Annotated in this window: 9 protein-coding genes and 1 pseudogene; 2 read left to right on the top strand and 8 right to left on the bottom strand. The window is 39.0% G+C overall.

Going from position 1 to position 15,594, the window contains the following annotated elements; genetic code table 11:
• Positions 1-295: 295 nt before the first annotated feature.
• A complete protein-coding gene (locus AC3ANV_RS24120) occupies positions 296-1,750 on the top strand; it encodes an NADP-dependent glyceraldehyde-3-phosphate dehydrogenase (RefSeq protein ID WP_488311135.1) in 1,455 nt (484 codons plus the stop codon).
• A 174-nt stretch (positions 1,751-1,924) separates the two neighbouring features.
• Here the strand turns inward: AC3ANV_RS24120 and yfkAB are convergent, their stop codons facing one another.
• The gene (gene yfkAB, locus AC3ANV_RS24125; RefSeq protein ID WP_488311136.1) at positions 1,925-3,046 is read right to left on the bottom strand and encodes a radical SAM/CxCxxxxC motif protein YfkAB; all 1,122 of its coding nucleotides are present in this window, start codon (positions 3,044-3,046) and stop codon (positions 1,925-1,927) included.
• A 254-nt stretch (positions 3,047-3,300) separates the two neighbouring features.
• On the opposite strand from yfkAB, the gene AC3ANV_RS24130 reads away from it, so the two are divergent.
• Positions 3,301-4,089, top strand: a complete 789-nt coding sequence (locus AC3ANV_RS24130) for a formate/nitrite transporter family protein (protein WP_488311137.1) — start codon at positions 3,301-3,303, stop codon at positions 4,087-4,089.
• 130 nt (positions 4,090-4,219) lie between these two features.
• Here AC3ANV_RS24130 and AC3ANV_RS24135 read toward each other — a convergent pair whose 3' ends face one another.
• The 7 genes and pseudogenes from AC3ANV_RS24135 to AC3ANV_RS24165 form a co-directional block, all read right to left on the bottom strand.
• Complete coding sequence (locus tag AC3ANV_RS24135) at positions 4,220-5,857, bottom strand: hypothetical protein (RefSeq protein ID WP_488311138.1); 1,638 nt, start codon at positions 5,855-5,857, stop codon at positions 4,220-4,222.
• Positions 5,858-5,861: 4 nt separating this feature from the next.
• Positions 5,862-6,650 (bottom strand): ABC transporter ATP-binding protein, encoded by a 789-nt coding sequence (locus AC3ANV_RS24140; protein WP_488311139.1) that lies wholly within the window; start codon positions 6,648-6,650, stop codon positions 5,862-5,864.
• 303 nt (positions 6,651-6,953) lie between these two features.
• The gene (gene recQ / locus AC3ANV_RS24145; protein ID WP_488311140.1) at positions 6,954-9,083 is read right to left on the bottom strand and encodes a DNA helicase RecQ; all 2,130 of its coding nucleotides are present in this window, start codon (positions 9,081-9,083) and stop codon (positions 6,954-6,956) included.
• A 185-nt stretch (positions 9,084-9,268) separates the two neighbouring features.
• Positions 9,269-10,843 (bottom strand): fatty acid--CoA ligase, encoded by a 1,575-nt coding sequence (locus AC3ANV_RS24150; protein ID WP_488311141.1) that lies wholly within the window; start codon positions 10,841-10,843, stop codon positions 9,269-9,271.
• A 60-nt stretch (positions 10,844-10,903) separates the two neighbouring features.
• A complete protein-coding gene (locus tag AC3ANV_RS24155) occupies positions 10,904-12,061 on the bottom strand; it encodes a thiolase family protein (protein ID WP_488314324.1) in 1,158 nt (385 codons plus the stop codon).
• Positions 12,062-12,083: 22 nt separating this feature from the next.
• A pseudogene (locus tag AC3ANV_RS24160) lies at positions 12,084-12,329 on the bottom strand (acyl-CoA dehydrogenase family protein); the annotation flags it as partial.
• A gap of 445 nt (positions 12,330-12,774) precedes the next feature.
• Positions 12,775-15,582 carry a dynamin family protein gene (locus AC3ANV_RS24165; RefSeq protein ID WP_488311142.1) on the bottom strand — a complete coding sequence of 936 codons (2,808 nt, stop codon included), beginning with the start codon at positions 15,580-15,582 and terminating at the stop codon, positions 12,775-12,777.
• Positions 15,583-15,594: the final 12 nt, after the last annotated feature.

A 15,594-nucleotide genomic window follows, 5' to 3' on the forward strand; every position in this document is an offset into this window, starting at 1 on the left:
GTAATGTTTTGATATTTTTTGTAGAAGCTATTTTTATTTTCCTTAAAATGATTCATAATATTTTTTGTAGAATTCAAAATCTTTTATAAGAAATGGAAAAATCAAAATATTAAAAAATACAATCTAAAGTGGTCCCACTGAAGGAACGACTAATCTTGCAAGAATAAAAAAGTAACAAGAAGAATTTTTTTTACACAAATCGGGACGTTTTATGTCTACGTAGGACAAATTATGTCCCGATCCAAAATGTTGCAACATATTTAAAATATATTAAAAAATTCAAGGAGGATTTATTATGCCAACAAACGTATTATCCTTAACAGCTTATCCTTTTTATATAAATGGGGAATGGAGAGAAAGTAAGTCTCGTGAAACAATTAAAATCACGTCACCTTATCTTTATGAGGAGATTGGAGAAGTACAGGCGATTACAACTGAAGAGGTAGATGAGGCAATTTATTATGCTCATATAGCCCAAAAAAATTGGGCAGAAACTTCGCTTCAGGAACGGGCAAAGTTTTTGTATCAATGGGCAGATGAATTAGTAAACATGCAAGAGGAAATCGCTGAAATCATTATGAAAGAAGTTGGGAAAAGTTTTAAAGATGCAAAGAGTGAAGTTGTACGTACTGCCGGTTTCATTCGATACACGGTAGAAGAAGCAATGCATATGAATGGAGAGAGTTTGAAGGGAGATAGCTTCCCGGGCGGTTCTAAGTCTAAGATTGCGATTGTTGATCGTGTTCCACTGGGAGTAGTCCTAGCCATCCCTCCATTTAACTATCCGGTCAATTTAGCTGCTGCTAAACTGGCACCTGCACTTATTTCCGGGAATGCAGTCATCTTTAAACCTGCTACACAAGGCGCGATCAGCGGGATTAAAATGATTGAGGCACTTCACAAAGCAAACTTTCCAAAAGGTCTTGTCAATATCGTGACAGGTCGAGGCTCGGTTATTGGTGATTACTTAGTGGAGCATAAAGGAATTAATATGATTTCCTTTACTGGTGGAACAAATACCGGAACTCGCTTAGCGAAAAAAGCGGGCATGATTCCACTTGTCCTTGAGCTTGGCGGGAAAGATCCTGGTATTGTGCGTGAAGATGCTGATTTAAACGAAGCGGCGAAACATATTATCAGCGGTGCATTTTCTTATTCCGGTCAGCGTTGCACAGCGATTAAACGCGTTTTAGTTCATGACAGTGTTGCAGACGAGCTTGCTTCGATTTTAAAAGAAGAAATTGAAAAACTGGCAGTAGGCTCTCCGGAAGATGGCAGCACGGTTGTCCCGTTAATTGATAAACAGTCTGCCGATTTTGTTCAAGGATTAATTGAGGATGCCATTGAAAAAGGTGCAACACTTGTAACAGGAAATAAGCGTGAACGCAATTTAATTTACCCTACTCTTCTTGACCATGTGACAGAAGACATGGCCGTAGCTTGGGAGGAACCGTTCGGACCTGTGCTGCCAATAATCCGTGTATCCTCTGATGAAGAAGCGATTAACATTGCGAATGAATCAGAATTTGGTTTACAGGCAAGTGTCTTTACCAAAGATATTAATAAAGCATTTGCGATTGCAAATAAAATTGAAACAGGCTCAGTTCAAATAAACGGACGTACCGAACGCGGCCCGGATCATTTCCCATTTATCGGTGTTAAAGGATCCGGAATGGGAGCTCAAGGTATCCGCAAGAGCATTGAATCGATGACACGTGAAAAAGTAACTGTATTAAATCTTGCTGAGTAACCTAAATTTGTATAATTGTAACTTTAATTCCTAATAGAGGGGTCCTTGCTGGCCCTTCTTTGTTAGTTTCCTTTTGAAGCTTTAAAAGCAATAGCGGGGGTTTTCCCCCTCCGTTAGCAAGACTTTTAAAAAATTAAAATGGCGGTCTATTTAAGTCCGCCATTTAGCAATCTCCTATAACTTAGTCATTTTCGCCTTTTTAATAGTAAAATCTTCATTTTGGTAATAACTATTCTTTACTAGTATATTTGGTCCCAAGCAGGCAACCCCTGGACAATGGCAGCTTATTTCTTTGGCATCCTTTGAGTTTTTCCAGTTATCAAATGCCTCGGGAAGACTAGTGGTTTGAATATTACCTAACTTCGGGATATCCCCAAAATCAGTCACAATAATATCGCCTGTAAAGATATTAACATTCAAGCGGGAGCGTCCGTCAGGATCATTCCGAACTGTTACATTTTTGCTTTTGTACAAACGCTCCAATAATTGTAAATCTTCAGTGTTACTGCTGCAGGCATAGAATGGCAGCGTCCCAAACAGCATCCACACATTTTCATTGCGAATATTGAGCAAATGATGAATCGATTCCCTTATTTCTTTAAGTGACAATGTTTCAAGATTACTAGCAAAGTCACTAGGGTACATGGGGTGAACTTCATGCCTTTGACAAAGCATTTCATCAACGATTTGGCGGTGGATTTTTTCCAAATGCGGAAGTGTGCGTTTGTTTAACATTGTTTCAGCAGATACCATCACCCCTGATTTAACAAGCTCGCGGCTGTTCTCTATTATTCTCGTAAAATATTTTTCCCGCTGATTGTATTCAGGCTGCTTCTCCATCCTGGCAAACCCGCCTTCGACAAAATCATCCACTGTTCCCCAATTATGAGAGATATGTAAGACATCTAAATAGGGAATGATTAATTCATAACGGGCTAAATCGAGAGTTAAATTGGAATTAATCTGAGTCCGGACACCGCGTTCATGTGCATATTTTAAAATTGGCAGAACGTAGTTTTTCACTGAGGAATGTGATAACATCGGCTCTCCCCCTGTAATACTAAGAGAATGAAGTGCCGGTATCTCCTCTAACCTATTTAATAATAGTTTTAGCGGCAGTGCTTCGGGATCCTTTGTTTGCAGCGTATATCCAACTGCACAATGCTCGCAGCGCATATTACAAAGCGTAGTCGTGGTGAACTCAATATTAGTGAGCTGCTGTTTCCCATATTGTTCGATATCTAAATATGCTTCCCAAGGATCGTACGTTGGGGTAATTTTTCTCATTATTGACATTTTAAGCTCCTTAAAATCAGTTTTAACAAACCTTTTTATTATAGCTGATTTATGGATATTTTAGCTAATTTAACTCACTATTGGTTAAAAAAGCATATGTCCATTAAAGCGCTAATATGATAATGGATATTGAAACTGAACAAGGAAAAGTGCTTATGGGCAAAAGGGAATTTTCTTTAACAATACATATCCTTTCACTTTTCGTTTTAAAATAAAAGGACATTAAAGGAAATTACGAATGGTGGTTCAAACAGATGGAAATGCAGCCTTTAAGTGAAGTTGAAAAATTAGCCTTGAAAAAGGTAAAAATCTTTAAACAAAGTATATTACGTTATATTTTAAGGTCAATGCTTGCAAGTATGTTTATCGGCTTTGGAGTTATCGTCGCTTTTAAAACCGGAAACTTTTTTTATTCAGTGCACTCCCCGTTGACGTATCCAATGGCTGCAATAACCTTTGGTGCAGCCATCATTTTAATTGCTTATGGCGGTGGCGATTTGTTTACAGGAAATACTTTTTACTACACTTATGCGGCGCTTCGTAAAAAACTGTCATGGTCATTAGTTATAAAATTATGGATTACCAGCTATATTGGCAATATTTTAGGAGCCGCAGTGTTTGCGCTGCTTATTTTTACAACGGGACTCTTTGCAGAATCCTCCGTAAATGGCTTTTTGCTAAGTGTAGTAGATAAAAAAATGCATGTGCCGTTTATGGAGTTGTTTTTTCGAGCCATCCTTTGTAACTGGCTTGTTTGCTTAGCTTTCTTTCTTCCGATGGGTTTAAAGGGAGATGGCCCGAAAATGTTTGCGATGATGCTTTTCGTATTCTGCTTCTTTCTATCGGGGTATGAACATAGCATTGCGAATATGTGCACTTTCGCCATTGCACTCGTACTAAATCATCCCGGTACAATTTCCTGGCAGGGTGTCATACATAATCTAGTACCTGTGACCATTGGTAATCTCATTGGCGGGGGAGTGCTAATGGGAGTAATGTACTTTTATGTTAACAAGCCCTTTTTAGATGAATATAAAGAGTAGTTATCAAGTTATCCTCTATTAATTAAAAAACAAGACCGCACTTCGAAGCAAACGGCCTTGCTCATTTAAACAGGTCTCGACAAAATTCCCGGGAAATATCAACAAATTTCGAGAAATACCCTCCTGGTGATTAATAATTCCAGATCGTCTTATAGGCTCTTCTCCACGCAAAAATTGTAACTAAAATCATTAAAATTAAGTAAATTAATACGCCATACATAAAAAATGTAGTGATGAAGTGTAAACCAACGAAGATTCCAATTAATAAGATAGATAAAATCACTTTTAATCCGGAATTCTGTTGCGCATCCTCAAATGACTCTGAAAATGGTAATGCTTCTTTAAGCGCATTAGAACAAATAACAGTATATAAAATCGAGGATACCAGCACCACCAAAAGATCCGGAACTATTTTAATACCGAATATCCCTAAGAATATAGCACTTAAAATAATATAAATAGGAAGAAATAAATTTACGATAAAAACCTTTAATGTTGCACTGTATAAAGGTGCTAAATTGTTTAGGGGGACGGTTTTATATATCCAGCCCCCCTTATATTTCCCTGAATATTTAAGCATGGTAACGGCATTGGGAATCACCAAATTACACATATAAACGGATAAAAACCATTTACTGGAAACTAAATGAGCATAAGAGTTCATTTGAAGTTCATTAAACATAAAAATAAATGGAAAGACAAGGGATAACCCTAGTGATGGATATACTTTCAATCTAAATTCACGTTCGTTTCTCATCATATTATTTGAAAATCGGAAAAAGGCTTTTTCTTCCTTACATTTGCATAAAATCCGTCCTAACCAATTTTTCCACTCACTATCCTTCCTTTTACTATTTCCACTATTGTTAGCTAGCTTTTGAAGGTTCCTTTCAAAAGCCGGCATCATTCGATGATAAATAATAAATGAAATGATGGGAACAGCCAAGGCAAAAATTGATAGTACAATAAGATAAGGGTCTCGATGGTTTCGTAATAATAATTCAAATGGAGCGCTAAACCAGATTGGGGGAAGTAACAACTCCCACCAGCTTGGTGAAAATGTCGGATTCATATCAACCAGACTAAAGGTCCGAACCAAAATCTGATAACCGACTGCAATGGAAATCGATAATCCAATTTGAACAAAATTGATAACATCCTTAAGTTTTTCACCATCAAAAAAACGCAATATAAAATAATAGATGATGGCAGTTAGAACAACGATAAATAAATCTACTAAAATTAGTCCAACGAGTGATAAAAGTAAAAATAAAGGCCCATTCGTAAATGTTCCAATGATCAATGGTAATGCAGTAAAGGCCAAAGTTAAATAGAATAAGTAAATACAAATATGAATTGCTTTTGCTAAGTTAATTGTCCGTTTATCAACGGGCTTTGTTTGGAAAATCGTTTTGTCCCTTACATCAAGGAGAACATTTGAAAAGTCAGAAATCATCGAGGTCATAACAAGAAACATTACGACACCAAAAAAGATACTCATTTGAAATAGATAGTTCTTTCCACTAATGACGAAAGGAATGAGCATCACACCGAATAAGGCATATATCCATAAAGATTTCATAAAGCCATTTTCTTCATCTCGTTTGATCTTTTTCTTAGCTTGTTGATTAAAAATGGTTGGCACTCTCCGTCCATCCATCGTCAGTTTAATCGCCAATATTTTTCTCATTAAAGGATAATTAATGCCAAATCTCTCAAACATGGTTTTAAACAAATCTAAGAATTTTAACGTCCCGAAGTCCTTCATATGCTTACACCTCTTGGATAATGGATACGAATTCCTCAGCAATCACCTTGTATTCATTAAAGCCTGTCAGTTGATTAAAAATTTGCTCCAGAGTCCCTTCCTTATTTTTCTCCCTTAATTCATTGAAACTTCCATCTGCGACAATTTTCCCATCGTTTATTAGAATAATTCTGTTACTAATTTTTTCGACCACATCCATGATGTGTGATGAATAAAAAATTGTTTTCCCCTTTGCAGCGAGCATCGCCAAGATTTCTTTAAATACCATAACACTATTGGCATCAAGGCCATTCAATGGCTCATCTAAAAATAGCAGATCAGGATTATGTATTAAACTTGAAATAATCAGTACCTTTTGCCTCATCCCTTTTGAAAAAGAAGAAATTCTGGAATGATACACGTTTTCCAGTCCGAATGCTGTCATTAGTCCTTGGGCTTTTTCATCAGCAATAGCGAAGTCCATTCCATATAATTCGCCAACAAACGTTAAATACTCCATAGCGGTTAAATTATCATAGATTTCGGCAATCTCAGGTACATAGCCTATTTTTCTTTTATAGTCGATATTTTTTTCGTTTATTTCCTCACCAAAAATCTCAATTTTCCCGGAATAATCCGCTTCAAGTCCCAGCAATATTTTTATTGTCGTACTTTTACCTGCACCGTTTGGACCAATGTAGCCAATAATTTGTCCCTGATACACGGTTAAATCAATTCCTTTTAAAACTTCTTTTGTACCGTAGTGTTTTCTTAGATCTTTAATAGACAGTACAACATCCGGTTTCTTTTCCATCCTAATCACCCTCAATAAAATTATCAATCTAATATTAGCATAATTTACCAATTTTTTATATAATTCAAAAAAAACAAAGACTATCCTGAAGGAAATTTACCTTAAGATAGCCTTTGTTGAAGAATAAGAAAAAAATTTTTAAACTTTGAGAATTGTCCAGCTCCAGCGCCCAGCGGCTAGTGTACTTCGCTCACCTCCTTACGATAAGTCAACATCGAATCGCAAAAAACGCGATTCGTGTTTCCTTTATCTCATACGGTGCGCTCCAGTCCATACGCCGCTAAACGGATCGCTTGCGCTTTTCTATTTATCTTTACTTATAAAATAAAGATACGCTTTTATCATGAAATAACTAATTTTCTCAGGCAGTAGTTCCTTGATTGGTTTTAAGCGCTCTCGCCCGGCCTCTTCGACTGCTTTTTGTATTAATAGAATGTAATTAGAAGGAATAAGTGTTGAAAAATCAACCGCTAATCCTTGCCCTGCACATTGAATCAAGTGATTTTCAACCGTACTAATTGCCAGATCACGCTTTTCTGCAATTTCACTAATCGAGTGGCGGCTTTGATATAGTTTAAATGTCTCTAAATGTGAATCTCCCACCGCTTTTTTAGCTGATTTTTTTGACACAGCTTCTTCGGAAGCAATTTTAATAGGATATTCAGGATTAGCTTCGCAAAATAAGCGAATGGCTTGAATAAACTCCAGCCCGTATTTCTGAAGCTTATGCTCACCGACACCACTGACCTGTAATAACTGTTCGCTTGTTTGAGGCACCTTAGTACACATATCCTTTAAGCTGGCATCGGAAAAAATCATAAACGGCGGCACTTTTTCCGCTTCTGCAATCTTTTTTCTTACCTCCCTTAATTCTTCAAATAATGGGTCTGCATTAGAAACTTGCTTGACCTTAGCTGATTCCCGCCTGAGAACCTGATGTTTTCCAAGGAGGATGTCTTTTCCTTTTAGAGAAACGTACAGCGTAGGAAACGTACCTTGCTCAATTGCAATTAACTCCTGCGATATTAAGAATTCAATAAAATCGCTAACCTCTTTTGCCCCTTGGTCCTTCATTATTCCATAGGTGGTAAGTTTATCAAAGCCCATCTCGGTTACTTTTTTATTTTTCGATCCCGTTAACACTTGGGCCGTAAGTGTCTTACCAAATCTCTGTCCCATCCGAATCACACAGGACATCACCATTTGAGCTTCTTTTGTTACATCAATGCTTGTCCTGTCGTCTGTGCAATTTGAGCATCTACCACACGGCTCCGTTTCCGTTTCACCAAAGTACTTTAAAATAAATTCCTGCAGGCAATTTTCCGTATGACAATAATCCACCATCTGCTGCAGCTTTTCTAACTCCGCATGAATCCGATTTCTTTCACTTGATTGATCGATTAAAAAGCGTTGAATTTGCACATCCTGTGAGGAATGAAGAAGCACACATTCACTTTTAAGTCCGTCTCGTCCCGCACGTCCTGCTTCCTGATAATAACTCTCCATGTTCTTTGGAAGCTGAAAGTGTAGCACATAGCGGATATTCGACTTATCAATCCCCATCCCAAATGCAGAGGTGGCTACCATCACAGATGCTTTATCTTGTAAAAAGCGGTCCTGCTCCCCGGCCCGTTCATTGTCTCCCATTCCTGCATGATAGCGGGCAGCATTAATGTTTTCTTTCCGAAGCCTCTCAAAGAGCTGGTCTACATTCTTCCTTGTTGCCGCATAAATAATACCCGCTTCTTTTTCATTCTTTTTAATATAATCTACTAAATACTTGATTCTGTCCTGTCCTTTTATCACAGAAAATGATAGATTCACACGTTCGAATCCAGTAATTACAGTATTTTCTTCATCAATTTTTAGCAGATTACAAATATCTTCCCGAACCTTTGGTGTTGCTGTTGCGGTCAGTGCCAACACAACTGGTTTTTGCAGAAGGTTGTGCACCATTTGTTGAATATGACGGTAGCTTGGGCGGAAATCATGGCCCCACTGTGAAATACAATGGGCTTCGTCTACTGCAACTAAAGGGATATCCATATTTTTAAGCTCTTCAATGAAATCTCGTGATTCTAATCTTTCCGGCGCAATGTATAAAAGCTTGTATTTTCCTTGTAATGCTTCTTGCATCCGCTGACTCGCTTCTCTAAAACTTAGCGAGCTGTTGATAAATGTTGCTGAAATTCCTACCTGAAGGAGTGCATCGACCTGGTCCTTCATCAAGGAGATAAGGGGAGAAATGACGATAGTTGTGCCCGGCAGGACCAAAGCGGGGATTTGATAGCAGATTGATTTTCCTCCACCCGTCGGCATCACACAAATGGTATTTTCTCCGTTTAAAACTGAACGGATTGCCTGCTCTTGACCGGTGCGGAAGGACCTGTACCCGAAATAGGATTCTAATAATGGCAGTGCTTTTTCAAACAAGCTAGTCTCTCCTTTCCAATACTTATTAAACTGTTAATCATTAATATTCATACCCATCTATTATACCTCTAAGCTTTAATAGAAAAAAGACTGCCGATACAGCCCCGACAGCCTGTTACCATCTTAAATACGGATTTCATTCCTTATTTAATTCTAATTCCTTTTAGCATGTTTTAAATTCTTTCCTACGAATTAGTTGACCTTTTAGTGAAAAGTTCTTCCAGCTGTTTTCTAAGTACAAATTTTTGGATTTTTCCGCTGGCGTTACGAGGCAGAGCATCACAAAATACATATTTTCTCGGCCGTTTATAATTAGCGAGATTATCGCTGTTTTTACAAAACACATCAAGTTCTTGTTCGGTCACATTCGGATCTTTTTTCACCACAAAGGCAGTAACGGTCTCGCCCCAGCGGTCATCAGGCTGACCGACAACAGCAACGTCAAGAACCCCCTTATGTGCGTGTAAAACATCCTCCACTTCCCTTGGATAAATGTTTTCACCGCCGCTGATAATCATGTCATCCACACGATCATTCACCCAAAGATAGCCATCTTCATCCAAATAGCCAATGTCTCCTGAGTGGTACCAGCCTTTATACATCGCCTTTTCTGTTGCTTCCTCCCGGCAAAAATAACCGGACATCATACACGGCCCCTGAACAATGATTTCACCTGTTTCTCCTACAGGTACGACATCATCAGGGTCTGATGGACCATCCTCCCTTGTGCGGACAATCCGAATATCATGATTTAAACAGGCCTGACCTGCCGAACCTGCTTTGGAGAGCTGGTCTGCCTCGGGCAGGAATGTGATTGCCGGTCCCATTTCGGTCATGCCGTAAGCTTGCACTAAAGAAATACCCAGGCGTTCATGACAGGCATGAACGAGGGATGGAGCCATCGGAGCAGCACCATACAAACCAAGCTTCAAACTTGATAGGTCATACTGGCTCAAATCCTCTTGCAGGAGCATATTCCACATTGTTGGTGCCGCGAAGAATTTCGTAATCTTTTCTTGATCTATCAATTGGAGGACATTCTTTGGATTAAATTGGTGAAGGATAACATTTTTACATCCGGCATGAACCCGCGGCAGGATGTTACAATGAAGCTCTGCACAATGAAACATGGGAGCGGCTACTAAGCCAACGTCAACAGCTTCTAGTTTTGTCGCGCCGATGACGATTAAGCTTTGTTCGACCATACTCCGATATTTGTGGAGAACCCCTTTCGGTATTCCGGTTGTTCCGCTCGTATACATTATCGCATATAGGTCATTTTCATCGACTTTTTCATGAATATCTTCTGTGGGTTCGGAGGCAAGTTTTTGATGGTAACCGGCTGCATATGCAGGCGTCTCTTCGTCAATAAACCAGAAGGAAATGTTTTCAAATCGGTTTTCAATAGCCGTGACTACCGGTTCTAATGTTTTTTCAAAAAGGACAACCTTTGGAGTGGCATCAGATAAAATATAGGCAACTTCTTCCGGCATTAAGCGGAAATTAATCGGATTAAAGACAGCACCAATTTTGGTACAAGCAAAAAAAGCTGTTGCTAATTCCTCCGTATTGAAAAGGAAAGTTGAAACACGGTCGCCTTTTCTTACACCTGCATTTAAAAGTGCACGGGCAAGTTGATTTACCTGTTCACTCCATTCCTTATAGGTTAAGCGAATATTTTTTCTCACATCATAAATAGCTTCCTTATTCGGAAATCTTTTCACCGATAAATCGAAAATTTTCCCAATCGTTATACCCATCCAAATTCCCCCTAAAGTTAGTATACAGGCAATCGGTAATTTAACCGATTGCCCCTATTATTAATTCAGCCGCTCGATAATCGTAGCGTTTGCCATTCCATGTCCTTCACACATTGTCTGCAGTCCAAAACGGCCGCCGGAGCGCTCGAGTTCGTGCATCATGGTTACCATTAGACGGGCACCGCTTCCTCCTAATGGATGGCCTAAGGCTATAGCACCGCCATTTGGGTTTAGCTTTGCCGGATCAGCCCCTGTTTCTTTCAACCAGGCGAGCGGGACAGGAGCAAAGGCTTCGTTGACCTCAAATACATCGATGTCGTCAATGGTAAGCCCCGCTTTTTCTAAGGCTTTTTGTGTCGCAGGAATCGGCCCTGTAAGCATCAAGGTTGGATCTGAACCGGCCACTACACGGGTGTGGACACGGAAACGCGGTTTAAGTCCGAGCTCCTCTGCCTTCTCGCGGGACATCAGCAATACCGCTGCAGCGCCATCGCTAATCTGACTTGAATTCCCTGCATGAATCACCCCATCCTCTGAGAATGAAGTCCGGAGCCCTGCCAAAGCCTCCAATGATGTACCATTTCTTGGACCGGAATCATCCTTTATTACAGCTGTTGTGCCTTCCGGAAGCGTTACTTCAAGCGGGAAAATTTCTCTTACAAAATAACCTTCTGCTTGCGCCTTTAAGGCTTTTTGATGGCTATCGAGTGAAAATTGATCAAGCTCCGTGCGGGTAAAGCCATATTTTGCAGCAATTCGTTCGGCAGACAAGCCTTGATGGATCATTTCATATTTCTCTTTTAGCTTTGGACTAAACGGTTCTGCTGCCCCTTGATAGTTTGTTCCCATTGGCACACGGGACATGCTCTCGACCCCGCCGGCAATCACTACATCCATATCACCGGCTAAAATCGCTTGTGCGGCAAAGTGTACCGCCTGCTGACTTGAACCGCATTGGCGATCAATGGTTGTCCCCGGAACTTCAATTGGGAATCCGGCAATTAAAGCGGCAACCCTTGCGATATCCCCTGCTTGTTCCCCCGCTTGAGTGACGCAACCCAAAATGACATCTTCAACTATGGCGGGGTCGATACCGGCTCGATTGACGAGTTCCTTTAATGTTAAAGCTGCCAAATCATCCGGCCGGATATCCTTTAATACTCCATTTCTTTTGCCCACAGGTGTACGAACTCCCTCAACAATTACTACTTCACGCATCTTCATCTTCCTCTCCTTAAATCTATAATCCTAGTTTTTTTGCAATAATCGTTTTCATGATTTCATTGGTTCCTTCATAAATGCTTGCTACCGGAATTTCCTGATAGCGTCTTGCAATCTCGGATTCCTCCACTTTGTTAAGCTTTCTTCCCCTTGAAAAGCCCGGAGAGTCTCTTTTAATAACCAGTAAACTGACACCTTTATGCTTCGGTACTGCTTTTATGTCGGTTTTAACGGCGATAACAATAAGGTCGGATTGGATTCCATTTTCATCTTACAACCTCCTCCTTTATTTTGAATGCGCTTCCATTTTTAAGCTCATTACTAAATTTTAAGTCATTACAAATTAGTGAGTTTATTTTCAAATTCCATCTTTACGGCAAGTTCCTATTGCTCACTTTATTCATTTTATTGCTAAGCTGATATTTTAGTATTTTTCCGGAGGCATTTTGACTTAATAAATCTCTGATATTCATAAATAGGTTCTTCCGATTTCATATATGTCTATTATACCAAATAATATTTATATTCCGAAAATTCTAACTACTATTTTACAAACATTTAAATCTTTTATCTTACTTATAAATTGGCTCTGTTACACTTGTCTGTTGATTTCCGCTCCAATCAACAATGTGAGCTAAATCACCAATGTGCTTTAACTTAGCCTATAAATTTAAAAAGGAAGATGCGTAAACATCTTCCTTTTTAAATCATTAATAAATAGTCTGCATCCCTTTGCCTGCAACAGTCATCCATTCAAACTGACGCAGTCTTACCTCAAATAGAGTCAATGGATCACGGAATATTTCAGGATTGGTATTCATTTTATCGAGCATTTCATTATTCGTACGAATTTCTGAGCGTGCTCCCTCAGCTGTTTGATTTAATACAGCTAATGGGAGTTTAAAAAACAAGGTAATATCCCGTTCCAGTGATTTTTCAAAAAGTTCAAATTGCCTGAAGAAACGTTCAGTAACAAGTACGGTTACTTCAGAATAATCTTCATTTTTTACAAATGATTTGTACTTATTGTAAAGGATCGCTTTGTTTTGTGTCATCGCCCCAAATAGTTTTCCTGCACTTTTTAATAAAAACTGTGACGGCGTGTTGCGGAGCAAAATATTTACTCTTTCAAGCTGGAATCCGTTTGTCATTCGATCGGTATCGCGGCGCCAGTCTTCAAGCACTTTAAAATCACATTCAAGCTTAATCCGTTCTTCTCCATACAAAGAGTTGAAGCCTTCAGCCATCTCATCCAAAAATAACTGGCTTTGTTCGAACTCTTCTTTCGAACTCACAATCCACCCCTGAAGTGATGTGAAATACTTTGGCAATACCTCACGCTCCAAGTAATCTTGTATTTTTCTGTTCATCTCTTCATTCAGTTCAATATGAATTTTGCTAAAATTGCTGTCTTCAGTAATGAGCTCCGAACACTCCTGCAACATCTTTGGTACGGTTTTAGAAATGTCATTTTGAATCGCTTCTCTTATTGAACGATATGACTTTATAATTGCCTTCGTTTTTTGCGCTTGCGCATCATTCACTTGATTTAGAGCACCAGTTAACTTGATTACCAACTCTTCGTTCCAACGAACCGATTCAATCAGTTGATTTTCGACATTAATTCTTTTTTGTAAAAGATTCGTTATGGTTGAACGGATAAAGAATAATAACTTTGCTAAACGTTTATCCTCCAGATTGCGATTGTTTTTAATTGACTGAACAAACCCTTTAAAGTCGCTTAACTGTTGACTGCTTTCGTACTGAGAAGAAAATGCAAACACCTTGGCATCCGGTAAATATGCATTAATTGTTGCTTTCGTTTCATCAAAAATTTGAATCGCTTCCTGCTCATTCACAACGGTATCCATCTTATTTAAAAGAAAATGAATCGGAATAGCAGGTGCCAGCTCTTGAATTTGTGAAAGGATTGCTTTTTCCTTGTCAGAAAACGGGGCATTGGCATCAAGGACAAATAATACCGTATCTGCCGTATGAAGATGCTGCAGCACCTCATATCGATCCTGTTGACTTCCCTTTAACCCAGGAGTATCAATAAGGGCCAGACTGTTTTCATACAAAAATGGATTTGGCTGTTTGAATTCGAAAATTGACTCCAGGGCATTCCTCCGTCGATCAAGCCTCACTTGAAATTGTGAAAAATCAGGCAGCGATACGATTTCATGATCAGTGATTTCAGTAATCGTTAATTCCTCAAAATCTTTAAACATAATAACAGATGATGTTGGGCTATCCTGTACATCCTCTCCCAGAATGGCATTCACAAAGGTTGACTTTCCGCTTCCGCTTAGACCGGTGATCAAAAGATGGTGTGATTCAAAATCGATTAATTGTTGAACAATCCATTTTAAGCGGTTATTATCGCCCATATCATGAGCATGTGCCCATTTCATGATCGCTTCAAATAGACTTAAACACTCTTCCAATTCATCCATTTCTGTTATAGTGTGACTGATTAAATTTTCAGCGTCACTCACAATGGACATACTAATACTTGCGGGAAAAAGCTCATTCCAAGATAAAACAGAGGCTGATGCGGCTACTGTTTGAGCGTGATCCGTTAATCGCACCCAATTCGTTAAGAGGTCGGGAATGAGATCCTGTAATTTTTTAATAAAGAACCTTCCATCAATTAAGCCAAAATACGTTTCTTTATGTAGGCTGGAAAGACCGTGCCAATTATCCTTCCTGCTAATATCAAGATTTAAAAGTAGATGATTTATTTCTCTTAACCATGCAAAATAGGACTCTTCCTGTTTATAACTGTTCCAAAGAGAACAGCATAGCTGTTCAAACAGTTGTCTATCGAGGCTAAACAATTCTATTAATGCTTGGGAAAAATAGTTTGGGTTTAGCTTTTTTGTTATGCCATTTTCAACATACATATTGATAATCTCAAACCATTCCAGCGAGCCGGTGCGCTTAGCCTCATTTACGGCCAGTTCAATCGCATTGGTCCAATCCTGCCGCTCTTCAAAAAAGGAGCGGGCAATTTGCGTTACATTCGGATAATCAGGGTTTGAAATAATGGTGCTTTTGATGACTGCTACAGCAGGATCCATTTTACCGCGCTCGATATAAAGTGAAAATAACTGCAAATTTACTTCTGTGTTTAAGGTAAGCTGATCTGTTTCAATGGCCAGATAAAAATCCTCAGCATTTGATAACAGTCCCGATTCATAGTATGCATCAGCAATATTTTTCTTTGCCCAAGGCTCGAGCTCATTTGTGATGTTTTCCCATTTAAAAATAGCTGCTTCATAATCTTTGTTCTGGAAATACACTTCACCCTGTGCAAAACGAATGAACGATAAATCAGGTATATCTTTTTTTAGTTCCTCTTGGTATGCTTCACCAAGGACATGAATGGGATGAACGTTTTCATGCTCATTTATGAACATTTCATAATATGTTTTTTGTATTAGTTGCTTCTCTAACGTCATATCTTTCCCTCCAGTTACAAGCACTTCTATGACATTCATATGGTAAAGAGGCATAATTATTCCTCA

The sequence above is a fragment of the Neobacillus sp. DFD-2R genome (assembly GCF_057747865.1).

Excerpts from the sequence above, each read along its gene's own strand:
- AC3ANV_RS24165 (WP_488311142.1), bottom strand. The coding sequence starts at position 15,582 with ATGCCTCTTTACCATATGAATGTCATAGAAGTGCTTGTAACTGGAGGG.
- yfkAB (WP_488311136.1), bottom strand. The coding sequence starts at position 3,046 with ATGTCAATAATGAGAAAAATTACCCCAACGTACGATCCTTGGGAAGCA.
- AC3ANV_RS24135 (WP_488311138.1), bottom strand. The coding sequence starts at position 5,857 with ATGAAGGACTTCGGGACGTTAAAATTCTTAGATTTGTTTAAAACCATG.
- AC3ANV_RS24130 (WP_488311137.1), top strand. The coding sequence starts at position 3,301 with ATGGAAATGCAGCCTTTAAGTGAAGTTGAAAAATTAGCCTTGAAAAAG.
- AC3ANV_RS24155 (WP_488314324.1), bottom strand. The coding sequence starts at position 12,061 with ATGCGTGAAGTAGTAATTGTTGAGGGAGTTCGTACACCTGTGGGCAAA.
- AC3ANV_RS24120 (WP_488311135.1), top strand. The coding sequence starts at position 296 with ATGCCAACAAACGTATTATCCTTAACAGCTTATCCTTTTTATATAAAT.
- AC3ANV_RS24150 (WP_488311141.1), bottom strand. The coding sequence starts at position 10,843 with ATGGGTATAACGATTGGGAAAATTTTCGATTTATCGGTGAAAAGATTT.
- AC3ANV_RS24140 (WP_488311139.1), bottom strand. The coding sequence starts at position 6,650 with ATGGAAAAGAAACCGGATGTTGTACTGTCTATTAAAGATCTAAGAAAA.